20 protein-coding genes and 1 pseudogene are annotated in these 25,755 nt (G+C 56.8%); 18 read left to right on the top strand and 3 right to left on the bottom strand.

Annotated elements, in window-relative coordinates; translation table 11 throughout:
• Positions 1-230: 230 nt before the first annotated feature.
• From OZX67_RS07465 to OZX67_RS07430, 9 genes and pseudogenes are all read left to right on the top strand, one after another.
• Positions 231-2,063: an ABC transporter ATP-binding protein gene (locus OZX67_RS07465; protein ID WP_277142189.1), complete on the top strand. Its 1,833-nt coding sequence runs from the start codon at positions 231-233 to the stop codon at positions 2,061-2,063.
• A 76-nt stretch (positions 2,064-2,139) separates the two neighbouring features.
• Positions 2,140-4,155, top strand: coding sequence for an ABC transporter ATP-binding protein (locus OZX67_RS07460; RefSeq protein ID WP_277145028.1), 2,016 nt, complete (start codon positions 2,140-2,142; stop codon positions 4,153-4,155).
• Positions 4,156-4,625: 470 nt separating this feature from the next.
• Positions 4,626-5,243 (top strand): annotated as a pseudogene (locus OZX67_RS09665) (ECF transporter S component); the annotation flags it as partial.
• Between the two features lie 120 nt (positions 5,244-5,363).
• On the top strand, positions 5,364-6,194 hold the full coding sequence (locus OZX67_RS09660) for an energy-coupling factor transporter transmembrane component T (protein WP_348519625.1): 831 nt from the start codon (positions 5,364-5,366) through the stop codon (positions 6,192-6,194).
• Complete coding sequence (locus OZX67_RS07450; protein ID WP_277142185.1) at positions 6,191-7,042, top strand: ATP-binding cassette domain-containing protein; 852 nt, start codon at positions 6,191-6,193, stop codon at positions 7,040-7,042. The genes OZX67_RS09660 and OZX67_RS07450 overlap by 4 nt, the downstream gene beginning before the upstream one ends.
• On the top strand, positions 7,039-7,863 hold the full coding sequence (locus OZX67_RS07445) for an ATP-binding cassette domain-containing protein (RefSeq protein WP_277142183.1): 825 nt from the start codon (positions 7,039-7,041) through the stop codon (positions 7,861-7,863). The genes OZX67_RS07450 and OZX67_RS07445 overlap by 4 nt, the downstream gene beginning before the upstream one ends.
• Before the next feature lie 96 nt (positions 7,864-7,959).
• Positions 7,960-8,874 (top strand): ribokinase, encoded by a 915-nt coding sequence (locus tag OZX67_RS07440; protein ID WP_277142181.1) that lies wholly within the window; start codon positions 7,960-7,962, stop codon positions 8,872-8,874.
• A gap of 3 nt (positions 8,875-8,877) precedes the next feature.
• Positions 8,878-9,819, top strand: coding sequence for a nucleoside hydrolase (locus tag OZX67_RS07435; RefSeq protein WP_277142178.1), 942 nt, complete (start codon positions 8,878-8,880; stop codon positions 9,817-9,819).
• Positions 9,820-9,852: 33 nt separating this feature from the next.
• Positions 9,853-11,298: an MFS transporter gene (locus OZX67_RS07430; RefSeq protein WP_277142175.1), complete on the top strand. Its 1,446-nt coding sequence runs from the start codon at positions 9,853-9,855 to the stop codon at positions 11,296-11,298.
• 140 nt (positions 11,299-11,438) lie between these two features.
• On the opposite strand, the gene OZX67_RS07425 is transcribed toward OZX67_RS07430, so the two are convergent.
• On the bottom strand, positions 11,439-11,690 hold the full coding sequence (locus tag OZX67_RS07425; RefSeq protein ID WP_277145026.1) for a metal-sensitive transcriptional regulator: 252 nt from the start codon (positions 11,688-11,690) through the stop codon (positions 11,439-11,441).
• 307 nt (positions 11,691-11,997) lie between these two features.
• Here OZX67_RS07425 and OZX67_RS07420 point away from each other — a divergent pair, with 307 nt between their 5' ends.
• The 8 genes from OZX67_RS07420 to OZX67_RS07385 all read left to right on the top strand — a co-directional run bounded on the left by OZX67_RS07420 (position 11,998) and on the right by OZX67_RS07385 (position 24,150).
• Positions 11,998-12,390 carry a cupredoxin domain-containing protein gene (locus tag OZX67_RS07420; RefSeq protein WP_277142173.1) on the top strand — a complete coding sequence of 131 codons (393 nt, stop codon included), beginning with the start codon at positions 11,998-12,000 and terminating at the stop codon, positions 12,388-12,390.
• 162 nt (positions 12,391-12,552) lie between these two features.
• The gene (locus OZX67_RS07415) at positions 12,553-15,252 is read left to right on the top strand and encodes a heavy metal translocating P-type ATPase (RefSeq protein WP_277142171.1); all 2,700 of its coding nucleotides are present in this window, start codon (positions 12,553-12,555) and stop codon (positions 15,250-15,252) included.
• A 602-nt stretch (positions 15,253-15,854) separates the two neighbouring features.
• Positions 15,855-16,796: a chlorite dismutase family protein gene (locus OZX67_RS07410; RefSeq protein WP_277142168.1), complete on the top strand. Its 942-nt coding sequence runs from the start codon at positions 15,855-15,857 to the stop codon at positions 16,794-16,796.
• 4 nt (positions 16,797-16,800) lie between these two features.
• A complete protein-coding gene (locus tag OZX67_RS07405) occupies positions 16,801-18,225 on the top strand; it encodes an MFS transporter (RefSeq protein WP_277142166.1) in 1,425 nt (474 codons plus the stop codon).
• Positions 18,215-19,162 (top strand): ferrochelatase, encoded by a 948-nt coding sequence (gene hemH / locus OZX67_RS07400; RefSeq protein WP_277142165.1) that lies wholly within the window; start codon positions 18,215-18,217, stop codon positions 19,160-19,162. The genes OZX67_RS07405 and hemH (OZX67_RS07400) overlap by 11 nt, the downstream gene beginning before the upstream one ends.
• 29 nt (positions 19,163-19,191) lie before the next feature.
• A complete protein-coding gene (hemH, locus tag OZX67_RS07395; RefSeq protein ID WP_277142162.1) occupies positions 19,192-20,172 on the top strand; it encodes a ferrochelatase in 981 nt (326 codons plus the stop codon).
• Between the two features lie 185 nt (positions 20,173-20,357).
• Positions 20,358-21,269, top strand: coding sequence for a ferrochelatase (gene hemH / locus OZX67_RS07390; protein ID WP_277142161.1), 912 nt, complete (start codon positions 20,358-20,360; stop codon positions 21,267-21,269).
• Positions 21,270-21,798: 529 nt separating this feature from the next.
• Complete coding sequence (locus tag OZX67_RS07385) at positions 21,799-24,150, top strand: TetM/TetW/TetO/TetS family tetracycline resistance ribosomal protection protein (RefSeq protein WP_277142159.1); 2,352 nt, start codon at positions 21,799-21,801, stop codon at positions 24,148-24,150.
• Positions 24,151-24,217: 67 nt separating this feature from the next.
• Here OZX67_RS07385 and OZX67_RS07380 read toward each other — a convergent pair whose 3' ends face one another.
• Positions 24,218-24,499, bottom strand: a complete 282-nt coding sequence (locus tag OZX67_RS07380; protein WP_277142157.1) for a type II toxin-antitoxin system YafQ family toxin — start codon at positions 24,497-24,499, stop codon at positions 24,218-24,220.
• Positions 24,492-24,761 carry a type II toxin-antitoxin system RelB/DinJ family antitoxin gene (locus OZX67_RS07375; protein ID WP_277142155.1) on the bottom strand — a complete coding sequence of 90 codons (270 nt, stop codon included), beginning with the start codon at positions 24,759-24,761 and terminating at the stop codon, positions 24,492-24,494. Before OZX67_RS07375 ends, OZX67_RS07380 begins: the two co-directional genes overlap by 8 nt.
• A 290-nt stretch (positions 24,762-25,051) precedes the next feature.
• Between OZX67_RS07375 and OZX67_RS07370 the strand changes: the two genes are divergently transcribed.
• The gene (locus OZX67_RS07370; RefSeq protein ID WP_277142153.1) at positions 25,052-25,753 is read left to right on the top strand and encodes an ABC transporter ATP-binding protein; all 702 of its coding nucleotides are present in this window, start codon (positions 25,052-25,054) and stop codon (positions 25,751-25,753) included.
• The last annotated feature ends 2 nt before the right edge of the window (positions 25,754-25,755 follow it).

Raw genomic sequence — 25,755 nt, 5'->3', positions numbered from 1 at the left:
ACTAAATGGATAGAAAGTCTGGGAATGGCGAATTTTGGCTTGTTTGTACGCATTTTGGCAGGTCATATTGTAGCCGGTTCGTAATAGCGTTATATAGTCTGTTTGCTTCGGTAGTCCCTCGTTTCTGACCGGGTATGCGCCGCGAATTTCGCGCGTCGCGTCGGCATGAAACGGGACGAAAGTCATGGGGGAGAAGCGGCGGTTTCGTGAAAAGCAGGAAAAGAGGATGGATGAGCAAGGCACTTGATGCTCCCCAGAACACGCAGGTGACAACAACGGATCAGGAACACCCCAAACATCTGATTCGTACGTTGCTGCATAGTCTTCGCGAATACAAACGTGAAAGCCTGTTGGCTCCGGCTTTTGTGATGGTGGAGAGCGTTCTTGAGATCGTGATTCCCACCATCATGGCCCAGCTGATCGATCAGGGCGTCTCCGGCGGTTCGATGCCGGCGATCTGGAAGTTCGGCCTCATCCTGCTGGGTTGCGCCATTCTCTCCCTGTTCGCAGGGTTCATGTCCGGGCGTTACGCGGCCATCGGCTCGTCCGGTTTCGCCAAGAACCTGCGCCATGATCTGTTCGAGAAAGTGCAAGGCTTCAGCTTCACCAACATCGACCGGTTCTCCACCGGTTCCATCATCACCAGGCTCACCACCGATGTCACCAACATCCAGTTCGCGTTCCAGATGATCATCCGCGTCGCGGTTCGCGCCCCGATGATGGTCATCGTCGCATGGATCTTCTCGTTCAGGATCAGCCATTCAATTTCGATGGTATTCCTGGTCATCATCCCGATTCTGGGTGTGGCGTTGACGGGGCTGGCGCTTTCCGTCCATCCGATCTTCGAGAAGGTCTTCCATACCTACGACCACCTGAACAACATCGTCGACGAGAACCTGCAGGGCATCCGCGTCGTGAAGTCCTATGACCGCGAGGAGCATGAGGACCGCAAGTTCGGCCGCGTCTCGAAGCGAATCTTCGAGTACTTCTGCCGTGCCGAACATGTGATGGCCTTCAACTGGCCGATCCTCAACACCTGCATCTACGGCGCGATGCTCATCATCTCCTGGATGGCCACCAAGCAGATCGTCGTGGCGCACAACAACCCGGCGCTGGGCCTGACCACCGGCGACCTGACTGCGCTGGTCACCTACGCCATGCAGATCCTGATGTCGCTGAATATGGTCTCGATGATTGTGGTCATGGTCGTCATCTCCCGTGCGGACGCCGAACGTATCTGCCAGGTGCTGAACGAAGTGAGCACGGTGCGCGACAACAGCCATCCGATTACCAACGTCCCCGACGGCTCCATCAAGTTCAACGATGTCACCTTCCGGTATTCAGAAGGCTCTGAACGACCGGTGCTTGAAGACATCAACCTCGACATCAAAGCCGGCAAGACTGTCGGTATCGTCGGCGGTACAGGCTCGTCCAAGTCAAGCCTGGTACAGCTTATCCCGCGGCTTTACGACGTGTCGTCCGGCTCGCTTGAGGTCGGCGGGCACGATGTGCGCGATTACGACCTGGTCGCGTTGCGCGATGCCGTCGCCATGGTCTTGCAGAAGAACGTGCTCTTCACCGGAACCATCGCCGAGAACATTCGCTGGGGCAACCCCGAAGCCAGCGACGAGGACGTGGTGCGCGTCTGCAAGCTCGCGCAGGCCGACGGGTTCATCCGCGAATTCCCGAAGGGCTACGACACCTATATCGAGGAAGGCGGATCCAATGTTTCCGGCGGGCAGAGGCAACGTCTATGTATCGCCCGCGCGTTGCTCAAGAAGCCGAAGATCTTGATTCTCGACGATTCCACCAGCGCCGTCGATACCAAGACGGACAAGTTGATTCGCGATGCGTTTGCCACGGAAATCCCCGATACCACGAAGATCATCATCGCCCAGAGGCTCGCTTCCGTGCAGGAATCCGACGAGATTATCGTCATGGAGGAAGGCCATATCCTCGACCACGGCACGCACGACGAGCTCTTGAAGACATGCGAGGAATACCGTTCGATTTACGATTCCCAGACGAAGAACCAGGGTAAGGGGGATGATGACGATGAGTGAAGCCACGATGACTACGAAAAACAGCAACAAACAGGACGTAACCGCTCAAGACGACAAAAGCCAGACCAAGGGCGCGGTGAAGAAGAACAAGGCCGGCAAGCCCGGCGTGCCCGCGGTCCAGAAGGCGCCGAAGGGCACCACCAAGCGGCTGCTCGGCTATATCTTCCACTACCGCTGGCAATGCGTCGTCGTGATCATCGGCATTCTGGTGTGCGCCTGCACCCAGTCACTGCCCTCGTTCGTGCTGCAGCCGCTGATCGACAACTGCATCATGCCCTTCATCCACGCGCAAACCCCGGATTGGGGGCCGCTGATTCATATGACCATCATCGTCGGCTCGATCTACGCGCTGGGTATGGTCTGCTCGTTCATCTGGAACTATATGGTCGTCGGCATTGAGCAGGGCGTCCTGAAGACGGTGCGTGACGAGATGTTCGAGCACCAGCAGAAGCTGCCGATCCGCTACTTCGACACCCACGAGCACGGCGACATGATGAGCCGTTACACCAACGACACCGACACCCTGCGCCAGATGGTCTCGCAGGCCATGCCGCAGCTCTTGATTTCCGGGGCGTCCGTGGTGGCGGCGCTGCTGGCGATGCTTTGGCTTTCCGTGCCGTTCACCATTTTCACCGTCGTTTTCATCGTGCTGATGATGCTTTTGGTGCGGGTGATCGTCAGCCGTTCCGGGCGCTACTTCATGCGCCAGCAGGAGAACATCGGCGACGTCAACGCGTTCGTCGAGGAATCCGTCAACGGGCAGAAAGTCATCAAGGTCTTCAACCACGAGAACGCCACGCAGAGCGTTTTCGATCAGAAGAACGAAGCGCTTTTCGAAGCCTCCTCCAAGGCCAACATCTACGCGAACATCACCATGCCGGTGATCGGCAACATGGGCAACGTACTTTACGTGCTCTTGGCCATCGTCGGCGGCGTTGCCGGCATCAACGGCTGGTTCAACTTCGGCATCTCCGGTTCCGGCACGCTGACGTTGGGCATGATCGTTTCGTTCTTGACGCTTTCCAAGGCCCTGATCAACCCGATCAGCCAGATCTCCTCGCAGATCAACATGATCATGATGGCGCTCGCCGGCGCCGCCCGTATCTTCAACCTGATCGACGAACCGGTGGAATCCGACAACGGCACCGTACGTCTCGTGAGCGTCGAACTCGGCTCCGACGGCTGCACAATGACCGAAACCGATCACGAGACCGGCCATTGGGCCTGGAAACGCGCCGCGGACGACGACGGCACGCGCTCGCTGGAAGCCGCCAAGAAGCTCAAGGGTTCGGCCCGTGAGGTGGCCCTGAAGGCGCACGAAAAGGCGATTACCTCGCCCGACGGCCGCCTGACGCTGTTGCGCGGCGACGTGCGCTTCACCAACGTCTCGTTCGGCTACAATCCCGACAAGACCGTTTTGCATGACATTACGTGGTTCGCCAAACCGGGGCAGAAGATGGCCTTGGTCGGAGCCACCGGCGCGGGCAAGACCACCATCACCAACCTCATCAACCGCTTCTATGATGTCCAGGAAGGTCAGATTCTCTACGACGGCATCGATGTGAACAACATCAAGAAGGCCGATTTGCGCCGCTCGTTGGGTATCGTGCTGCAGGATGTGAATCTTTTCACAGGAACTGTGCTCGACAACATCCGTTATGGCAAACTCGACGCCACCGATGAGGAATGCGTCGACGCGGCCAAGCGTACCAACGCCGACGGCTTCATCCGCATGCTGCCGCAAGGCTACAACACCGTGCTTCAGGGCGATGGTTCCGGCCTTTCGCAGGGCCAGCGCCAGCTGATCTCCATCGCGCGCGCCGCCGTGGCCGATCCACCCGCCATGATCCTGGACGAGGCGACCAGCTCCATCGACACCCGCACCGAGGAGGTCGTGGAACAGGGCATGGACGCGCTGATGAACGGCCGCACCGTCTTCGTCATCGCCCATCGTCTCTCCACCGTGCGCAATTCCGACATCATCATGGTGCTCGACCATGGCCGCATCATCGAGCGCGGCACCCACGAGCAGCTCATCGCCCAGCACGGCGAATACTACCAGCTCTACACCGGCAAACTCGAGCTGGAGTAGCCGAAATAGCCGGATAGGTGGCTTTCAAGATTCTGATGCCCGTCATAGCCGAAAGGCCGTGGCGGGCATTTTTGTTGTCCGCGATACGGCAAGCATAAGCATTGCGGTTTGTGTCGGACGGTTTCAGCGCTAGGTTTGCCGTATTACGTAGCTTGTATTAGCGGTTTATTGACTGTGCTTCCCGGCTGGATTCATTGGTTAAGTCATGCCGTCGGTTTTTTTATCAGAGGATATGGATTAATCCGCAATAATTAGCTTTAAGTGATAATTATTAGACAGGTTGCGTTTCTCTGGCCACTAGTTTATTATCGAGCTCTGGCCGAATAACGGCCAACAAAAATTGGGGTGTCTAATTAACACAAGTTACGGGTTTATTGGCTAAGCAGGAAAGAATTTAGGTAAATCGTTTCTCACAGGTATAGCTGCAGGCAATGATGCTGTGCCGGTCATGAAAGATTGGTAAGGGTGGCATGAAAGTAACGTTATGGTCTAAGTTGCTACATAGTATTACTTCCCAATTCTCGACAAAATCTCTTGTACTGATTCCTATCGCAGTGGGAATCAACCTCATCGGCGGGACCTTGTGTTCGACGCTGAAACTGCCGTTGTTCATGGACATGATCGGCACCATGGTAATCGCCTGCCTGAGCGGGCCTTGGGTCGCGGCTCTTTGCGGGCTGCTGACCAACGTCTTCTTGGCCATCGTGGCGAATCCGGTCTATCTGCCTTACGCGCTGTCCAGCGTGCTGTGCGGGCTGGTTGTGGGCTTCATGGTCAAAGCTGGGCTGCTCAAGAAGCTCTGGGGCATCCTCCTGATCTGGCTGGCATGCTCCGCGGTCAACACCGTCACCGCCTCCATGATCACCGTTTTCGTCTACGGCGGTGCCACGGGCGTCAACGGCACCTCCATCCTCACCGCAGCGCTCACCGTGGCCTGGAAGAACATCATTATTTCGGTCTTTTCCTCTTCGATGCTGGAGAATCTGATCGATAAGGGCATCACGCTGATCATCGTCAGTCTCGTGGTGCGTAAGATCCCGCGCCGCTTTATGAGCCAGTACGCCTCGGGCAATATCAAAACCACCAATTTCAAGCCGATCAAGGCCGACGTGGCGACGCGCGGCTACGATCTCGAATCCATTCTCGCCGACCTGCGGCAGGGCAAAAGCGGCAATGCCAATGCCAGCGTGTTGCCGTCCGATGCCGAAATGGATGAGCGTCTGCGCCGTGCCGACGCGGTGCACGATGCGCCGGGGGCGATGGGCAAGGCCAACCCGCTGGTCAAATTCCTTGGTGTGCTGCTGCTGGGAGTGGCCGCGCTTGTCTGGCCCGATTTCACGCTGGGATTGCTGTTCGTCGTGCTGCTGTTCGTTCTTGCGTGGCGGGTCGGTTGCCTGGGGGCGTTCTCCAAGCTGATGTTCGGTTTCGGAGTGCCGATGACCATCATGTTGATGTTCATCCAAGGCTTTTACAGCCCCAAGAACATCACTGTCATCGCTGATTTCGGCTTCGCGCAGCTCGGACTTCAGGGCGTGCTTTATGCCGCGAAGATCGTGGCCACGGTGTTGGTCTTCCTCGGCAGCTTCTATATCGCCGACAAAACCACCTATATCGGCTCGCTGGTCTCCGCTTTGACGCAGATCGGCTGCCCGAGCAAGGTCGGTTATCTCATTTTCGCCTCATTGAATGTGGTGCCCCAGATGCAGCGCAAGACCACTGTGATCCGACAGGCGCAAAACGCGCGCGGGCTTGCCACGGGCGGTGGCCTGGTTTCGAGGTTCAAGGCATTCCTTCCGCTGATCGGCCCGGTGGTCATGTCATCGCTGACCGATGCGCAGGAACGCGGCATGACCCTGGAAACCCGCGGTTTCGGTATCAAGGGCGTGCGTCGCACCAACTATGTCAAGACTTCTTGGACTTCTAACGACACCGTGGCCCTCTGGTCGTTGATCGCCGTTTTCGCGCTCGTCCTGGTCCTTTCGATTCTCGGTCACACCGGAACGATTCCGCTGACCTATCCGTGGGGAGGTGTGCGATGAAACCTGTTGTTGAAGTCGAACATTTTTCATTCACTTATCAAGATGCCAAAGCTCCTGCGATCAGGGATGTGAATTTCACCGTGTATGAAGGGGAGTTCCTGTGCATCGTCGGAGCCAACGGTGCGGGCAAAACCACGCTGTGCAACGCGTTGGTCGGGCTTATCCCGCATTATTTCACCGGTAAAAGCAAGGGTGGCGTACGCATCAACGGCGTGGATACGGACGACGCCAGTGTGGCGGACCTGTCGAACTATATCGGCCTCGTCTTCCAGAATCCCTTCAATCAGCTGACCTACGCGTCGGGAACCGTCGCCGAGGAACTGGCTTATGGGTTGGGTAACCGGGGTGTCTCCCGCGAGGAAATGCGTCGCCGAGTCAAATTGGTTTCGCAGTTGATGCACATCGAAAACTTGCTCGATCGTGACCCGCTTGAGCTTTCCGGCGGGCAGGTGCAGCGCGTCGCGTTCGGTTCCACGTTCATTCTGGAGCCCAACATTCTCGTCCTTGACGAGTGCACGACGCAACTCGATCCGCTCGGCGCCTCGGAGATCTTCGATATCGTCAAGCAGCTCAACGCCTCCGGGGTCACCGTCATTATGGTCGATCACGATATGGAACGGGTCGCGAAATATGCCGATACCGTCGTGGTGATGGATCAGGGTCAGGTAAGGCTTGTCGGAAGCCCCCGGGAAATATTCTCGGTTCCCGATCTTCAGTGTTACGGCATCGATGCTCCCGATTACGTAAAGCTGTCGAAAGGCCTTGACCGATATGGTTTGGGCGACGGAAAGCTGGCGATCACCTACGACGAAAGTTTGGCGATGGCCGAGGAGGTGCTTCGGCGATGAAGATCGAATTGCGCGACGTGGGCTATAGTTACCAGTCCGGTCATCAGGCGCTGCATAGTATCAACCTGTGCTTTGAAGGCGATCAGTCGGTGGCCATCGTCGGACAGAACGGCGCAGGGAAGACGACGCTGGCCAAGCAGCTCAACGGGATTCTACGACCCACGGCCGGTTCCTTGCAGATTGATGGAACCGAGATTTCGGAGCGTACCACCGCGCAGTGGTCGAAGCGTGTGGGCTATGTGTTTCAGAATCCCGACGACCAGCTGTTTCTGGAAACCGTGCGTGAGGAGTTCGCGTTCGGCCCCCGGAACATCGGCGTGGACGAGGCCACCATCGACTATCGGATCGAAAAGGTCGCGGCATTGACCGGTCTGCAAGACAAACTGGACGTCCATCCCGCCGATCTGAGCCCGACAGAGAAGAAATTCTGCGGCATCGGGGCGGTCATCATGATGGACCCGGACGCCGTGGTTTTCGACGAACCGACCTGCGGGCAGGATTACGCGGGGGATGCCCGGTTGCACGAACTGATCGCCGAGCTCAAGCATGAGGGCAAGCTGTGCATCGCCATCAGCCACGATATGAAATTCGTCGTCTCCAACTTCGACCGCGTCGTCGTGATGTGCCAAGGCGAGGTGCTCGTCGATGGCACGCCGGCAGAGGTGTTTTCGCAGGTAGATGTATTACGTAAGTCCTACGTTACCCCGCCTCCCATCACCAGAGTGGCGCAAGGTGTCGGGCTCAAGGAAACCGTCTTCACGGTTCCGCAATTCGTCGATGCGATTGAGGGCGCACGTTCGGGTTCGGAATACAGGTCTTGAAAAACAATCAGAAATCAACAATATCCAACATGAAAGAGTCGGCCATGGCGGGCAATCAACCATGACCCAAAGAAAAAACAAGGGGAATGAATGTCAATGAAAATTCTGAATTTCGGTTCATTGAACATCGATTTTGTCTATGATGTCGTCGATTTCGTCACCAAAGGACAGACGATCACTTCAAGCGGCCTGAACCAGTACCCGGGCGGCAAGGGGCTCAACCAGTCCATTGCTGCAGGCAAGGCCGGCGCGTCGATTTGTCACGCCGGGCTGATCGGCAAGGACGGAGTGTCCCTGCGCGACCTGCTTGACGAGGCCGGTGTGGATACGACGGATGTGAAGATTTGCGACGAGGAGCGTACCGGCAACGCGATTGTCCAACGCAATCACGATGGCGACAATTGCATCGTCCTGTATAGCGGCGCCAACCGTGCCCTCACCAAGGATTTCGTCGACGAGGTGCTCCAGAAATTCGGCAAGGAGGACTGGCTGCTCGTGCAGAACGAGACCAACCTCCTGGGCTATATCGTCGAACAGGCGCATCAGCGCGGCATGAAGGTGGCCATGAATCCCTCGCCGGCCGACGAGCTCTTGGATGAGGTCGATCTGAGCCTGGTCGATTGCTTCATCCTCAACGGCGGCGAGGCCGAGGCGATCACCGGCAAGTCCGGTACGCCGGAAATCCTGCTGGACGCGATGTGCGAGAAATTCCCTGGCGCCGCCACCATTCTCACCTCAGGTTCCTGGGGCTCAGGTTACGCAAAGGGAACGCAACGCGTCCGTCAGCCTGCCTACCGCGTGCCGGTGGTCGATACCACCGCCGCAGGCGATACCTTCACCGGCTACGTCCTGGCCAATATGGTGGTCGGCAAGGACATCGCCACAAGCCTTGAAAGGGCCTCGAAAGCCGCGGCGATTGCGGTTTCGCGCCAAGGCGCGGCCCCTTCGATACCGTTGGCCGACGAGGTCGACAATTTGGAAACGTCAACGATTATTTCAACGGAGGAATAACAGATGAATACCCAAAAACCAAAACCATTGATCATCGATACCGACCCCGGTATCGACGACGCCGCCGCCATCACCCTTCTGGTGGACGAGCCCAGCGTCGACATCAAGCTCATCGCCTCGGTTTCGGGCAATGTCGGCATCGGACACACCACCAACAACGCGTTGAAACTGTTGACCTTCCTCGGCCGCAGGATTCCCGTCGCCAAGGGTGCCGTGGCGCCTTTGATGCGCGAGAACCGCTTCGCCACCGAAGCGCACGGCAAGGGCGGCATGGGCATGTTCGATTTCCCCGAACCCGACACCACGCTGCTGACCGCCAACAACGCGGTTTTGGAAGAGCGTCGCGTGCTGATGGAAAGCACAGAGCCGGTCACCATCCTCACGCTGGGCCCGCTGACCAATATCGCGCTGCTGTTCGCTACGTTCCCGGAAGTCAAGGAGCACGTCGAGCGCATTGTGATGATGGGAGGCTCGACCAGCCGAGGCAACATCGGCGTCTACGGCGAGTTCAATATTTCGGTGGATCCGGAAGCCGCGAAAATGGTCTTCCGTTCCGGCCTGCCCATCACCATGGTGGGGCTTGATATCGGGCGCAAGGCGCACCTTGTCGTCGACGATCTGGAACGCATGGAATCCACCGGCGAAGTCGGCGTGATGATCGGTGCGCTGTTCCGTTCCTATGACGGCGGCCACATCGAAAACGGCATCAAGATGTATGACCCTTCCGCCGCCCTGGCCATGGTAGAACCCGACATGTTCACCATGCGCGACGCATTCGTGGACGTGGAGATTTCCAGTCCTCTGACCCTTGGTGCCACCGTGGTCGACTTCGACGGCATCATCAGCAGCAACCGCAACGTCACCGTGTGTGTGGACGTCGACGTTCAGCGGTTCCGCAAACGTTTCGTTGGGCGGATCGCATCCGTTGAACGCGAACAAAAATAAACAAAAATACTTTTCGAAGGGAAAGGAAAGTACATGACTGAAACAGCAGTCAAAGAAGATCAGAGCAACGGGATACCGGTTCCTGAGGAGGGGACCCCGGAGTTCGAGAAAATGAATAAGATGGCCAAGGTCGCCATCCCGATTATCCTCGCCCTCTTCACTTTGGGCGTGCTGCAGCAGCAGGCGTTCGGCATGATCTATGTCAACATCGGCAAGCAGCTGGGCCAGCCGGGTCTGGCACCGCTGATCACCTCGATCCCGGGCATTGTGCTGGGCATCGTCTGCGTGATCTACGGTTCGTTGGGCGACTTCGTGTCCCTGAAGAAGATGGTCTGCGCAGGCACCATCGTCTTCATTCTGGGTTCGATTTTGGGTTGCTTCGGTACCTACAGCATCTGGATCGTCATCGCGGCCCGCGTCCTGCAGTCCATCGGCTGGCAGGTCTCCGGCTCCATCTTCCTGGTGCTGGTCTCCAAGTACGTCGAAAAGCGCAAGCGCGTGATCTGGTACGGCGTCTTCGTGGCCGTTTTCCGCATCGCCGCCGCGCTGGGCGTCTTCCTCGCCGGCTACATGACCCTTATCGATTGGCGTTGGCTCTTCGGCATCGGCATCGTCGCGGTCCTCTTCCTTCCCGCCCTGGCCAAGAACCTTCCTGACCAGCACGCGAAGGGTGCCCACATCGACGGTGTCGGCTTCACGCTCATCGGCCTCTTCGCAGGCGCGGTGACCATGTTCTTCACCGATATGAACTGGGGTTGGGGCATTGCCTGCATCTTGACGCTCGTGGCGTTCGTGATCTACATCAACAAGGCCAAGAAGCCGTTCATCACCCCCAAGATGCTCACCAACCCGGCCTTCGCCGTGACCATGACCGTCATCTTCGTCGGCTACTTCTTCAGCTACACCCTGAACGCCGGCGTCAACAACATCGGCCTCAACGTCTACGGCATCGACTCCTCCAAGGTCTCCAACCTGCTGGTCTGGTCGATCATTTTGGCCGCCATCATGGGCTTCGCCGCAGGTCCGATCATCCAGCGCATCGGCCGCAAGGCCTCGATCATTCTCGCCCTCGCCTGCATGGGCACCGGCCTGATCGCCATCGCGTTCCTGATTCCGGCCGGCAAGATCTGGGCGCTCGCCGTGGCGCCGTGCCTCTACTACTTCGGAACCTCCTTCTTCTACCAGCCGATCGTCGATACCGCGACGCTGACGGTGGAACCCGAGGAATCCGGACGTGCGCTCGGCTTCAACGATCTGATCCAGGCCATCACCGGTTCCATCGGTGTGGCGCTCTTCGGCCAGATGATGGCCAAGACCTCCATGGGCGGTGGCAGCATCGCGGGAACTCCTGCGGGCGCTGCATCCTCGTACGCCAATGTGTTCATCATCGGCGGTCTGGTCATCTTCGGCGCGCTGATTATCTTCGTCTGCTCGATGAAGATGATCTACAGCCACTCCCGCGCAGACAGCAAGAAATGAGTGTTTCCGCTGTTGCGTGAATGCAGGTTTCGTTTCGGCGGAACCGCTTGGCCGGCCGGCAGGCGCTGGCAGGTTTAAATAACAACGTGTCCTGATTCCTTTACCTGATGGAGGAATCAGGACATTTTATGTTGTTGAAACTACGACTTTACCAAACGTGTAATGGCGGCGATGGCCTCGTCCATTTTCTCGTCGGCGACCGGCCCGCCTTTCGCTGCGGCCGTCGCCACACAGCTGTTGAGATGGTCGCCGAGCAGCAGAAGTGCTACGGATTTCAAGGCGCTGTTGGACGCGGCGATCTGGGTCAGGATGTCGATGCAGTAGGTGTCGTTCTCCACCATCGCGGTGATTGCCCGTATCTGCCCCTCGATGCGACGCAGGCGGGTGACCAGTTTCTTTTTGTCGTGGACGTACCCGACGTTGCCGCAGTTTTCGCAGGTCTCACTGTTGGCCGCCGGCCTGGCGTTTTTTTCGTCGTCGCTTGCTGACTTGACAGTATTCCCGTTGTTGTGTGGTGCGTGATTTTCCATCGTCGTTTCCCTTCTGACGGGCAAGTATCGCTTTCGTGTCTTATTCGTTGCGATGCTGAGCTGAATTATTGACAGTATATACCCTAGGGGGGTATGCTGAGTTTCAGCTATAGCGAATGGATGCATCGAAGCTGTCGGAAGGGATTCCAGCGGCGGATTGCGGGGGAACATGGTTGGCAACATCGTGGTGATTCTGGTGGCACTCTTGGTGAGCGTCGCCATTATCTGGTACTTCTTCGCGCCTCGGAAGGCGGCACAAGCCAGCCGTGAAGGCGCTGTTCAGACGGCGCATATCGTAGTTAAAGGCGGCTATACGCCAGCTGAAATCGACGTGGAGGCGGGCTCTCCGGTCCGTCTGCAATTCGACCGGCAGGAGGATGGCGAATGCTCGTCGCATGTCATTTTCGGCGACCTTGGCATCGACCAGACCTTGCCGCCCTTCAAGACCACCAACGTCGAATTCACACCGCAAAAACCCGGTGATTTGCCCTACGCCTGTGGCATGAACATGCTGCACGGCATCGTGCATGTGCTGCCGAAGGGTGGAAAGAACAAGGGCTGAGTTCATTGAATCTAATAAATTATCATATATATTGATAATTCCGGTAAACACAAAACGTTGGATGGGCAAATGACTGGATCCTATTCGACGGGGTTCAAAAACGAAGTCCGAAACAAACAAGTTGAAAACGGCGAACGGCGCGGGAATGATACGGAGCAACCAATGAGTCAAGTCAGTGAGCAATCGGGGACGCAGCCTGTCGCAAGCAGTGGGCAAAGTCAGGAGGACGACCCGGACGCGGTGCGCAAAGCCGAGATCAAGGCGCTTGACCGCCGGCTTATCGTGGCTGCCGTGCTGACGATTCCGATTTTCGTATTCGCCATGTTCCGCATGTGGTTGAAGGCGTTCGTCCCCATGGGCATCATCGATTTCTTCACCAATCCTTGGGTCGAGTTCGTTTTCATCACGCCGGTCATGTTCTATTCCGGCTGGCCGATTCACCGCACCGGCTGGCTGGCGCTCGCGCACCGCGCTCCCGAAATGAACTCGTTGGTGGCGCTGGGAACCGCCGCGTCCTATACCTATAGCGTCGTGGTCACGGTCGTACCGGGAATTCTGCCACCTAGCGCCCGCGACCCGTATTACGAATCAGTCGGCACCATCATCACGCTGATGCTTCTGGGGCAGCTTCTCGAAGCCCATGCGCGCCTCGGCACCGGCGAATCGATCCGTGCGCTCATCAACCTCACGCCGAAAACCGCTCATGTCGTGCGCGATGGCAAGGAACTCGACATCAACGCCGACCAGGTCGAAGTCGGCGATATCGTCGTCATCAAGCCAGGGGAGCAGCTGCCGGTGGACGGCAAGGTGATCACCGGACAGACCTCCATCGACGAATCCATGATCACCGGCGAATCCATCCCGGTCGCCAAAGGCGTCGGCGATACGGTGACCGGCGCGACCATCAACGGCAACGGAACGTTGAGCTATCGGGCCACCAAAGTCGGGCGTGACACGGTCCTCGCGCAGATCATCAAGCTGGTGCGTACTGCCCAGACCTCGAAAGCGCCTATCCAGAAGCTGGCTGACAAGATTTCCGGCTACTTCGTGCCGGGTGTCATTTTGATTGCCATCTGGGCCTTCGTGATTTGGTGGGTGCTGGGTCCGGCGCCGCAAGGGCTTTACGGACTGGTTTCGGCTGTGGCCGTGCTGGTCATCGCCTGCCCGTGCGCGTTGGGTATCGCCACCCCGCTTTCGGTGACGATTTCCACCGGCAAGGCCGCACGCTACGGCGTGCTCATCCGTTCCGCCGAAGCCCTGCAGACCGCCCGTGACGTCGATACCGTCGTGCTCGACAAAACCGGCACGATTACGAGGGGCAAGCCTGAACTCACCGACATCGGCTGGGCGGGCGAGGCAACGCCGGAAAACGGACAGGGGGAGAAAACCGGGCATGACAAGGCTGGTCGACGTGATGACGCAAATGGCCGTAATGCGAAAGACGTGCAAGAGCAACGGGAGCATCTGCTGTCCCTCATCGCCGGAGCCGAGCAGGTTTCCGAGCATCCGCTCGCGCAGGCCATCGTCAAAGGCGCTGAGCGGCGCAAGCTGAAAGTGCCGAAGGCGGACTCGTTCGAGGCCATGCCGGGCAGCGGGGTAGTGGCCGAAGTGGATGGACACAATGTCGTTGTCGGCAATGCCGAACTGATGAAAAACCGCAATATCGCCACCACGGTATCTAAAGAAATCAAAACGACATTCGCGAACTATGCCAGAAAAGGAAAGACGCCGATTCTGGCGGCTGTCGACGGTAGGTTGGTCGCTGTGTTGGCGGTGGCGGACACCGTCAAGCCGGATTCGGCCAAGGCCATCGCCGCGCTACGTCAGCGTGGGCTGCAGGTGGTCATGCTGACCGGCGACAACAAGACGACCGCCTCCGCCATGGCCAACGAAGTGGGCGTGGACCGCGTCATCGCCGGCGTACGCCCGGAACGCAAGGCCGAGGAAATCGTGCGCTTGCAGAACGAGGGGCACATGGTCGGCATGGTCGGCGACGGCATCAACGACGCCCCGGCGCTCGCGGCCGCTGACGTCGGCTTCGCCATCGGCACCGGCACGGACGTGGCCATTGAGTCCTCGGACATCACGCTGGTCTCCGGCAGCCTCACCGGCCTGGTGACCGCCATCGACCTTTCGCGTGCGGCCATGCGCAACATCAAGCAGAACCTCGGTTTTGCCTTCGGTTACAACGGCATCGGCATCCCGATTGCCGCCGGTATCCTCTATCCGATCTGGCACATTATGCTGAACCCGATGATCGCCGGCGCCGCGATGGCGTTCTCTTCGCTTTCCGTGGTGCTGAACGCGAACCGTCTGCGCCGCTTTAACCCGGCCGCAGTCAAGCCGCGCCGCTTCGCCTTCAAGCTGCGTGAGCGTCACGTCGAACTTAAGGGCGCAACCGGTCAAGACGAAAGTGAATCCTCGAAAGCCGCGTCTTCCGTCGTTTCGGGGCCTGAAAGCGTGTCCCAAGTTTCGTCGCATCCGTCGGCTTCCGCTCATTTATCGGCTTCGGACCGCCCGTCGGTTTCAGCCGACTCGCATGCTTCGGTTGATTCATCGGCTTTGACGAGTTCAACCTCCATTCCTACCTTGTCATTCGACGGCCACAAGGTGACCACTCAATCTGTTGACGCATCTTCCGATGCGTCGCACAACAACCAACCTGCGAAAGCGAAAGAAGGAACCACCATGGATATGAATATGAGCGGCGGCGCCAGCACCGTCAAGGACCCGGTCTGCGGCATGACGATCGACCCGAAGACTGCAGCCGGCAGCCAGGAATACAACGGCAAGACCTATTACTTCTGCAGCGACAACTGCGCCAAGTCCTTCGCCGCCAACCCCGCCAAGTACGCGAAGTGACGTCGAGATAATTTGAGAAATTTCAAGGCTGTGGCCATCCCGTTATGGATGGCCACAGCCTTTTGAGTTTCGCCGCTCGCACCAACCCATGGTTAGAAAAAGAAACCTTGGAAATATGTACAGTATATTTTGGTAACCATGGGTTAGTGTGAGCCGTTTTTAATCTCTTGATTGCGACGCGATGTCGCCTATTAAGGCGCGACACGCCGGGAAATCCGCGGAATAGCTTGTTTTGAGACTAAATATTATCAAAAAGTCTCAAAAGTGATTTTCAACGTGTACCATATTTCTTGTGACTTGAGAAGTCAAACCTTCTAATAGTTATTATAACAGGCTTTTATTAATTTGTCTGTATTAATGGCTATTTGAGGAAAGCTGGCAAGAACGGCTGTTTTCGTTGTTGTTGGTGAGGTTTCTTGTGTCGATATCGATAACCGTATTGGTTGTTACATCGTAATGACTGACATGATTATATGAACGACATGCAAGGTTTGACGTAACCTGTCGGATGTATCTGACTGGTCATGTCGACAATGTCGTGCAACAACGCAGTGCCGCGGGCTGGCGGGCATATCCGCATAAAGCAAAGGAGAGATGAGGGTATGCAAGAGCTAGTACCGACACTGGATGGTTGGTATTGCATGGATCTGTGGTGGAAGATGGATTGGCCGTCATTCCAGAAGCAGAGTCCCGAGGTGCAACGTGGGGAAGTCAGCCAGTTCAAGCAGATGCTTGCCGAATTCGAGGCCAACGAGGAAGCAGGCAAAGGCAGCTGGTATCTCTTCGACGTCAGCGGCAGCAAGAGCGACCTCGGACTGATCCTTTACCGCGAGACGCTCGATGAGCTCAACGAGATCGAGAACCGCTTGGCGAAACTGCCGCTTTCGGCGTTCCTGACCAGAGCCGGTTCGTTCGTTTCCGTCGGCGAGGCCGGCACCTATTCCGGCAAGCCGAAGAGCGATCGCGGCTGGGCCTATGTCGAGCGTGCGGTCAAGCCGAAGCTGCCGAAAAAGCCGTACGTCTGCTTCTATCCGATGTCCAAAACCCGCATACCGGGCGCCAACTGGTACACGCTTCCCTTCGAGCAGCGTCAGGCCTATATGAAGGACCATGGCATGATCGGCCGGTCGTTCGGTGGGCGCGTCTTGCCGTTCATCACCGGTGCGATGGGGCTTGACGACCACGAGTGGGGCGTCCTGCTTTTGGCCGACGACCCGCTGGTCTTCAAGAAGATCATCGAAGCCATGCGTTACGCCGAAGCCAGCTCCATCTACGGCGACTTTCCGTACTTCATCACCGGAACGTATCTGCCGGTGGAGGATCTGGATCATTTCTTCCTCGATGGCTGGGAGGTGAGCCTGCCCAAGCCGGGTGCCCGGCACACGCTGGAAGGCGAGATCATCCCCGCCGGAGCCGATGAACCGGTTTCCTCACAACCGGCTCCATCCCATCCAACCGAGTCCGCGTCAAGCGCACACGGTTCGTTCGAGGTGCACGAATCAACGTCATCTCCATCAAGCGCAGAGGCCCATCATCATGAGTGACGCCATGTCTCAAGCAACTTCCAAGGCCGCCGACGCGGAGAAAACCGTCGGCCGTGCGGTGCGCAAGCCCCCGATTTGGTTCTATGCGCTGGTCGTGTTCGTCACCCAGCTCGACAGCGGTTCGGCGGGCACCCTGCTTTCCTCGATCGTCAAGACCTTCGGACTGACGACGCTGAGCTCCTCCTGGGTAGCTGGCATCTACACGTTGGGCCTGGTGGTCGGAACGCCGATCATGGCGAACCTTTCCGACACCCGCGGCACCAAGAAGGTCTTCCTTTGGGAGCTCGGCTTCTGGTTCGTCGGCTGCCTGATCACCGCCCTCGCGCCGATGTATCCGCTGATGCTCGCCGGCCGCTTCATCCAGGCCATCGGCGACAGCGGCATCATGGTGCTTGCGATGAACGAGCTGATGCAGGCCGCGCGCAAGAACCATCAGGGCCGCAGGGTCTCCTTCGTCGGTGTGGTCGCAGGACTTTCCGCCGTCGCGGGCCCGGCTCTGGCCGGCATGGCCATTGGCATGGCGAAGAACTGGCGCGTCTTCTATTACGGCATGCTCCCCGTCCTGCTCATCCTCTTCGTGATGGCCTGGTTCGTCATGGACAACCAGCTTGCGGCGACGAGCACCAAAACCGATCTGGCGGGCCTCTGCTCGTTCTCAGTGGCGCTCTTGACGCTCATGCTCGGCATCACCATGAGCCAGCACTTCAAGCAGTACTGGGTCATCGTTCTTGCGCTTTTCGTCGTCGCGGTGGTCGCGTTCCTGCTCTTCCTCTATGCCGAAAAGAAGCTCGACAAGTCCACGATGCCGTTCCTGCCGATCAGCCTGTTCCGCAACCGCTCCTACGTGCTGACCCTCGTGCTCGCGATGGTCGGCGGCAGCCTCTTCTCCCTGTTCGTCTACATTCCCACCTACGTCCACGTCGTCTTCCACCTTTCCAAGGCGCTTTCCGGCATGACCATGATGGGTACCGGCCTGGGCAGCCTGATCGGTTCGTATGTTGGCGGCATTTTCGTCGACAAACTCGGCAACAAGAAGGCGTTGATCGTTTCGAGCGCCATCAACGGCATTTCCGTGATCGGCATTCTTTTGACGGCACACAGCCTGCCGGCGTTCGTTGTGCTTTCGACCATCTTCGGCTTCGGTCTAGGCGCGTTCATGTCTTCGCCGTTGCAGGTCATCGCGGGCCGTCTGGCCGCACCCGACCAGCGTATGCAGGCCATCGGCGGCGTCTCAGCATGCAAGAAGATTGGCATGACCGTCGCCCCGCTCGTCTTCGCTTCGGCAATGCTCGTCGGCAGCGTCAACGGCAACCCGACACTGACCTCTTTCCGTGTCATGTTCCTTGTTGCGCTCATCATCGCGGTGGTGTGCATCGTACTGACCCTATTCATCCCATTCAATAAAGGAAACATCGATAATGACAAGTGAAAATTCCAATAACGCAACTTCCGCCCCGAAGAAGGCGGTACTCCTGATGGCCTACGGCACCCCGTACAAAACCGAGGACATCATGGACTACTACACCAACATCCGCCACGGCCACAAGCCCTCGGAGAAGCTCTACAACGACCTCGCCAGGCGCTACAAGATGATCGGCGGCACTTCGCCGCTGGCCAAGCTCACCGACAATCAGGTTTCAGGCCTGCAAGCCGCGCTTGACCGCGATCATCCGGGCGAATACGTGGTACGCAAGGGCTTCAAATACATTCATCCGTTTATCGGCGACAGCGTCGACGAACTGGTCGATTCGGGAGTGACCGAGATTTACGGCATTCCGATGGCTCCGCAATATTCCGTCTACACCGCCGAGAAGGACCATGTGCAGGCTCAGGAGGCGCTCAAGAAGCACCCTGGCGTTGTCTACCATCCTATCCGCAGCTGGTGGGCCGACAAGAACCTCATGAAGTTCTGGTCCGACCAGTTGATCGCGATGAAGGACCTGACCGACCGCACGGATACGAAGGTCATTCTAAGCGCCCACAGCTTGCCGAAGCACGTCATCGTGGATGGCGACCCCTATTACGACGAGGTCGTAGGCAACTCGAAGGCCGTGGCCAAGCAGGCCGGGCTGCGCGATGACCAGTTCGTCATCGCCTGGCAGAGCGCCGGGCGCACGGGCGAGGAGTGGATCGGCCCCGATTTCAAGGAGACCGCCAAGGATCTCATTGCCAACCAAGGCATCAAGACCATTATCTCCGGTTCGCTTGGCTTCATTGTCGACAACCTCGAGATCCTGGACGACGTGGATATCGAGCTGAAGGACGAAATCGAGGCGTTAGGCGGCCAACTTCGTCGCCTGCAGATGCCGAACGACGATTCGCTGCTTATCGCCGCGCTCGAAGACACCGTTCTCGCAGCCAAATAGTCAATAACAAAACAACACAAGGAACAACCATGGGCCAACAAGTCACGGCGGTGCTGCTGATGGGTTTCGGCACGCCATGTCGATCCGAAGACATGATGGATTTCTGTACTTGCATGTTCGGTGGGCACAAGCCTAGCGAGCAGATATTCGAAAGTGTGAAATCGCATTATGACGCACTGAACATGGGCGGTGTCTCGCCGTTGGCCCATGTCACTGACGACCAGGCCGGAGCGTTGCAGCGCCGTCTTGACCGCGATTATCCGGGCCAGTACAAGGTATACACCGGCTTCAAATACATCGCGCCTTTCATTAAGGACGTGGCCGATCAGATTGTCGCCGACGGAATCACCGACGTTCGCGGGATCTCTCTTGCTCCGCAATATTCGACCACGACCAATGAGGAGTATCATCGTTGTGCCGAAGCCGAATTCGCCAAGTATCCGCACGTGGTTTACACGGCCGTGCGTGGCTGGTGGGCGGAGGAGCATCTGGTTCAATTTTGGGCCGATCGGCTCGATGAAGTCCGCGAGACTATCGACAAGCCGAATACCAAGGTGCTGCTCGTTTCGCACAGTGTCAAGAATGCGGAGATCGAAGCAGGCAACCCTTATCGCAACGAGGCGGTGAACAACGCCAGGGCTGTGGCCGAGCGTGCCGGTCTTGCCGACGGAAAATGGTCGGTGGCTTGGCAGTGCGGCGGCCCGTCGCTCGACAAATGGCTGGCCCCGGACATTGAGACCGCGGTTCGCGGGTTTATGGATAAAGGAGAGACGGACACGTTCGTCGTCGCCCCGCTGAGTTTCATCGCCGACAATGTCGAGATTCTTTACGACATCGACATCGTGCTCAAGGCGAACGTTGAGAAGCTTGGTGGCAGCTTGGTTCGTCTGCGGATGCCGAACGACGATTCGCTGCTTATCGATGCGATGGAGGACTTGGTGCGCGAAGGCGAGGTCGAAACCCCGGCCAAAGCCGCTGCACCCTGCGCTCATTGCATGAAGAGTGCGTAGTTGCGGTAATGGCATAAGTTGCTATGGCGTGGGTTTGATGGTCTTTGCAAACATTCAAGAATTACAGTGACCAGAATCCTGCGAATCTTTCGATTTCCCGCATAGGGACTCACGCCATAGCAATTATCGTATTTTAATAATTTGTAGTAATAAACGTTGATTCAAGCAAAAGAAGGTTGATGATTATGGCAGAGAAGAAAACAGCAGTGTTGCTTATGGGCCTCGGTGCTCCGGACAATGCCGAGCAGGTCCGGGATTTCTATACCGGCATCCACGGCGGTAAGCCGAGCGAGGAAATGTATGAATCGGTAAAGAAACACTACGAGATTATCGGCGGCACTTCACCGCTCAGCCACATCACCGGCGAGCAGGCGAAAGCGCTGCAGGAAAAGCTCGACCGCGATCATCCCGGCGAATATCAGGTTTATCTCGCCTTCAAATATGCACAGCCTCAGCTTTCCGATACCGTCGAGCAGATTGTGTCCGATGGATATACCAAGGTGGTCGGCCTGCCGCTTTTCCCGGAACGTTCCTACACCACCGGCGACTACCATAACCAGGTCGAAACCAGACTCGCGCCATATCCGCAGGTTTCATACCGTGCGGTGCGCGGCTGGTGGCTCGAACCCAGCTTGATTGAGTATTGGGCGAATCGTCTGAAGGACGAGAAAGAAGTGATCGACCAGCCCGACACGAAGGTCATTTTGAGCTCGCACAGCCTGCAGATACGCGTCGTCAAAAGCGGCGATCCCTACACCGATCAGGCCGTCGAAGTCGCCGAAGCGGTGGCCAAAGCTGCCGGTCTGGATGAAAGCAAATACGTCATCGGCTGGCAGAACGGCGGCAGTACGCCGGAGGAATGGGTTGGACCCGACATCAATGAGGTGGCCAAGGATCTGGTTGAAAATCAGGGTGTCAAGACCATCGTTTCGGCCTCTCTGAGCTTCATCGCCGACAATCTCGAAGTGCTCTTCGGCGTGGATGTCGCCTTCAAGAAGACCGTCGAAGGCTTGGGCGCCAAGCTTGTGCGCATACCGTTGCCGAACACCGATCCGTTGCTCATTGCCGCGCTCGAAGACGCTGTCTGCGGGCAATGAAAACGGGCTGGTACTGCTATAAGGTATCTGTAAGTTCTGCTGCCCGATGAATCCGCAGTGAGGTTATTGCAATCTCTATCGGGCGGTCTATCTTTAGTGACGTAACTAAACGGTTGCGTCACCATTCTTTTCTAATAGATTTTCATATTTCGAGACAAAACTTTCTCGAAGTGTCGCAAAAGACGATAAAAGCGTGTACAATATAATCAGTGATTCGATGAAGGCCTTGTCTCTTATCTTTCGCTGGTTGTGACGGGTATCCGGTTTTACTGGAGGATCGGAAATCCGCAGGTTGTATGGTGAAGCGATGTCGCTTGTTCTTTCTTCCCAAAATCGTTTGGCTAGCTTCACCATGCCTGTTTCGGCTTGTCTGTTGGCTTCTCCTTGATTGGCAAAGACTTTGTTTGCCTATGGCATTCGCTGTTTTTTAAGAAACCTTATTTTCTGATAAGCGAGATTTGATCGCTCATGTAAGGCTAGTTTTATGATTAATCAGGAATGAATGGCCGATATGTTTAGAGGAGCGGCAATGAAACGAGCGGTGGTGGGGATTGCGGCGCATGTGGACGCGGGGAAGACCACGTTGTGCGAGGCGATGCTTTATCGCGCCGGGGAGATTCGCAAGCTTGGGCGCGTGGACCACGGCGATGCGTTCCTCGACACTGACGCGATGGAAAAGCGGCGGGGCATCACCATTTTCTCCAAGCAGGCCATTTTGCAGCAAGGCGATTTCGAATTTACTTTGCTGGACACGCCTGGGCACGTTGATTTTTCAGCCGAGATGGAACGGACGCTCACGGTATTGGATTATGCGATTCTCGTGGTTGGCGCCAACGACGGGTTGCAGGGTTATACCGAAACACTTTGGCGGCTTTTGGCTCGCTACAACGTGCCGACGTTCATTTTCATCAACAAGATGGATGCGGCAGGAGTCGACAAGGCCGGGCTTATCGCACAAATGCAACAGCGGTTTTCCGAAGGTTGCGTCGATTTCGAAGGGGACACCGGACCTGGCGAGCAGGAAGAGGTGGCGTTGCTTGACGATAGCGGCGCGGCTATGGACGAGCTTTTGGATTCCGGCGGGATTTCCGATGACACCTTGCGTTCGATGGTCGCCAAGCGCGAGCTTTTCCCTTGCTATTCCGGGTCGGCGCTGAAACTTGAAGGTGTCGATGAATTTCTTGCAGGGCTGGAACGGTTCACGAAGCAGAAGGATTATCCCAGCGATTTCGGCGCTCGCGTCTACAAGATTTCGCACGACGAACAAGGTAATCGTCTCACTTGGCTCAAGGTCACCGGAGGGACGCTCAAGGTAAAAGCGATGTTGACGAATAAACGCGAGCCGCAAAAGGGCGTGCAGGATATCGGCCACCGGTCGGATGCCATCGCTTTGGCCGCACAGAATAATGAAGAATCCGTGGCCGCGAGCGTAAGCAGCAATGATGAAAACGAGGATCCGGATGGTGGGAGAGCTTTAGGAAGGGTAAGTAGCTCAAATGCCTCTGAAAGTTTTGAAACCGAAATCTGGCAGGAGAAAGTCGACCAGGTTCGGCGGTATTCAGGGGCGAAGTTCGAGTTGACCGACGAGGTTGCCGCCGGGGACGTATGTGCGGTGACGGGATTGACCAAAACCTTCCCGGGAGAAGGGTTGGGATTCGAGACTGACGCCGGAGAATCGGTACTTCAGCCGGTGCTGACTTATACGGTTTTGCCTGGAGTGGATGATTCCGGTAGCGGTTCCGCGACGAATGTTCACAATGCCGGTAAAGGCGGCAAATCGGCGACGTTGCCGGCATCAGGTGAATCCGGAAATGTCTCCAACGCTGGGAATATGGCAGGTTCGAAAGGTCGCTCAGAAAAGACAAAGACGTCCGAGACCGGCAGCGATCCCGAGAGTTCTCAGGTAGTCCGCAACCCGACCAAACCCGCCGAAGTCACCCCAGAACTGCACAAAATTCTGGTGGCGCTGCGCACGCTCGAGGACGAAGACCCGGCCCTGCACGTGCGCTGGGTCGCGCGGCTCGGCGAGATTCACGTGCAGCTGATGGGCGCGGTGCAGGTGGAAATCATCACTCAGATGATGCACGACCGCTTCGGCATCGACGTTCATTTCGGCCCCGGTGGCATCCTTTACCGCGAGACCATCACAAGCCCGGTCGAAGGTATCGGCCATTTCGAGCCGTTGCGCCACTATGCCGAAGTCCATCTACTGCTGGAACCAGGGGAGCCGGGAAGCGGCTTGCGTTTTGAATCGCGTTGCAGCTTGGACGACCTTGACCGTAATTGGCAGCGCGCGATTTTGACCCACTTGCGCGAAAAAGAGCATTTGGGCGTCCTCACGGGTTCGCCGATCGCGGATATGAAGATATCTCTCGTTGCTGGCCGTGGTCACGAAAAGCATACGGAAGGTGGTGACTTCCGCGAGGCTACGTATCGAGCGGTTCGGCAAGGTTTGATGGAGCTGAAAACCAAGGGGGAGTGCCGTCTTCTTGAACCTTGGTACAGCTTCCGTCTGGAAGTTCCGCAGGACATGCTGGGTCGTGCGATGGCCGATATCCAGAGAATGAGTGGCACGTTCGATGCCCCGGAATCCGACGGTGATTATGCCCAGTTGGAAGGCCGGGCGCCAGTTTCGGAAATGCGGGATTATTCGATGGATGTCAACGCCTACACCCACGGCCGTGGCTCGTTGACCTGCGTTTTCGCCGGCTATAAGCCTTGTCATAATGCCGACGAAGTCATCAAACAAACCACCTATAATCCAGAAACCGACTTGGAAAACACTCCGGATTCCGTCTTCTGTGCCCACGGCGCCGGCTACACCGTCAAGTGGAACAAGGTCCCCGATTTTGCCCACGTCGATAGCGGCCTGCAACTTTAAAATCCAGTGGATCAGATTTCGTTTCAAATCAACAATGATTCAGTATTGACATTCCCTAAGTTGGCAATTATCGCAGCAGCTCGTCGTGGCTGCCAGTACGCATCATCGTGATCAGCAGAATATGGCCTTCGACGCGATAGATGAGCAGCCAATCGGCGGCGATGTGCAACTCGCGATAGTCTTTTAGGCTTCCTTTGAGCTGGTGGTCGTGGTATTTGCGGCGCAGCGTTTCCGTGTCGTTGTCGGCGAGAATGTGAAACACCTCGTAAAGTTTGCTCATTTCATAGTGTTTCATTTTGAGTTTCTTGACGTCGCGCAGAAACTCGTTCGAGAATGAGATTTCATACATGCTCAATCATCCTCTGCGCCGCTTCGGCGTCTCCCGCATAGACGAATCCGCTGTTTTCCGCCTTTCGCACGGCCTTTTCCAGCGGAGTCATGGCCATTGGTTTGAAGGGCATGCCACCTTCCTTCACCGCTTGAGAAAGGAACATATTGATCGCCGCCGTCAGGTCGATGCCCATGTCGGCAAAAACCTGCGTGGCCTGTTCTTTGAGGGTTTTGCTGGTCCTCACCTGTATACGTGTTTGGTTTGCTGCTACCTGAGCCATGATGAATCACCTTTGTTCATTTAGAGTCATTTGTCAGTATAGATGACTCTAAATAAAGTATATCAGATTTATTAAAAGATAAATCTTTGGTTTAATGTTGTATCGCTTATTTCCGTAAGTGCGCCTAGTGTGATTCCGTGAGAGGTAGGGTTTTGCCAAATATTAGGCGGAATAAATAATATGTCTAGCTTTTTAAATCGACGCGCATAATCTTCGTGTGACATGAATATCATGGGTTGAGCGTGGTTTTTGCCGCGCGACGAGACTTGGGTTACGGGAGGTGTGTTGCGATGGCCTATATCGACGTACGCAACGAGACGAAGCAGTACAAAACCGGTGATACCACCATCTACGCGAATCATGACGTGACATTTTCCATCAATCAAGGCGAGCTCGTGGTTATCCTTGGCGCTTCCGGCGCCGGTAAATCGACGCTTTTGAACATTTTGGGCGGTATGGATACCTGCGATTCCGGCCAAGTGGTCATCGACGGCAACGACATCGCCCAATACAATGCCCGCGACCTGACGACCTACCGTCGCTACGACGTCGGCTTCGTCTTCCAGTTCTACAACCTCATCTCCAACCTGACCGCACGCGAGAACGTCGAGCTTTCCGCCGAAATCGTGCCGCATGCCGCCGATCCGACCCAAACGCTTATCGACGTCGGCCTCAAAAGCCGTCTCGACAATTTCCCGGCCCAGCTTTCCGGCGGTGAGCAGCAGCGTGTCGCCATCGCCCGCGCCGTGGCCAAGAAACCGAAGATCCTTCTTTGCGACGAGCCGACGGGAGCGTTGGACTACAACACCGGCAAACAAGTGCTGCGCATTCTGCAGGACCAATCGCGCAAATTCGGCTCCACCGTCATCATCGTTACCCATAATGCCGCCATTGCCCCCATTGCCGACCGCGTCATCCACATGCGTGACGCCCGGGTGCAGGCCGTCGAAGAGCACGAGACCCCTGCGGATATCAACGATATCGAATGGTGATA

The sequence above is a fragment of the Bifidobacterium sp. ESL0728 genome (genome assembly GCF_029392015.1).
Lineage (GTDB): Bacteria > Actinomycetota > Actinomycetes > Actinomycetales > Bifidobacteriaceae > Bifidobacterium.
The sequence above is the reverse complement of the archived record's forward strand: the minus strand, read 5'-3'. Positions and strand labels throughout refer to the sequence as shown.

Bases quoted from the DNA above. Each gene is read 5' to 3' on its own strand.
- OZX67_RS07465 (WP_277142189.1), top strand. From the start codon at position 231: ATGAGCAAGGCACTTGATGCTCCCCAGAACACGCAGGTGACAACAACG.
- OZX67_RS09660 (WP_348519625.1), top strand. From the start codon at position 5,364: ATGGATGAGCGTCTGCGCCGTGCCGACGCGGTGCACGATGCGCCGGGG.
- OZX67_RS07450 (WP_277142185.1), top strand. From the start codon at position 6,191: ATGAAACCTGTTGTTGAAGTCGAACATTTTTCATTCACTTATCAAGAT.
- OZX67_RS07445 (WP_277142183.1), top strand. From the start codon at position 7,039: ATGAAGATCGAATTGCGCGACGTGGGCTATAGTTACCAGTCCGGTCAT.
- OZX67_RS07440 (WP_277142181.1), top strand. From the start codon at position 7,960: ATGAAAATTCTGAATTTCGGTTCATTGAACATCGATTTTGTCTATGAT.
- OZX67_RS07435 (WP_277142178.1), top strand. From the start codon at position 8,878: ATGAATACCCAAAAACCAAAACCATTGATCATCGATACCGACCCCGGT.
- OZX67_RS07430 (WP_277142175.1), top strand. From the start codon at position 9,853: ATGACTGAAACAGCAGTCAAAGAAGATCAGAGCAACGGGATACCGGTT.
- OZX67_RS07420 (WP_277142173.1), top strand. From the start codon at position 11,998: ATGGTTGGCAACATCGTGGTGATTCTGGTGGCACTCTTGGTGAGCGTC.
- OZX67_RS07415 (WP_277142171.1), top strand. From the start codon at position 12,553: ATGAGTCAAGTCAGTGAGCAATCGGGGACGCAGCCTGTCGCAAGCAGT.
- OZX67_RS07410 (WP_277142168.1), top strand. From the start codon at position 15,855: ATGCAAGAGCTAGTACCGACACTGGATGGTTGGTATTGCATGGATCTG.
- OZX67_RS07405 (WP_277142166.1), top strand. From the start codon at position 16,801: ATGTCTCAAGCAACTTCCAAGGCCGCCGACGCGGAGAAAACCGTCGGC.
- hemH (WP_277142165.1), top strand. From the start codon at position 18,215: ATGACAAGTGAAAATTCCAATAACGCAACTTCCGCCCCGAAGAAGGCG.
- hemH (WP_277142162.1), top strand. From the start codon at position 19,192: ATGGGCCAACAAGTCACGGCGGTGCTGCTGATGGGTTTCGGCACGCCA.
- hemH (WP_277142161.1), top strand. From the start codon at position 20,358: ATGGCAGAGAAGAAAACAGCAGTGTTGCTTATGGGCCTCGGTGCTCCG.
- OZX67_RS07385 (WP_277142159.1), top strand. From the start codon at position 21,799: ATGAAACGAGCGGTGGTGGGGATTGCGGCGCATGTGGACGCGGGGAAG.
- OZX67_RS07380 (WP_277142157.1), bottom strand. From the start codon at position 24,499: ATGTATGAAATCTCATTCTCGAACGAGTTTCTGCGCGACGTCAAGAAA.
- OZX67_RS07375 (WP_277142155.1), bottom strand. From the start codon at position 24,761: ATGGCTCAGGTAGCAGCAAACCAAACACGTATACAGGTGAGGACCAGC.
- OZX67_RS07370 (WP_277142153.1), top strand. From the start codon at position 25,052: ATGGCCTATATCGACGTACGCAACGAGACGAAGCAGTACAAAACCGGT.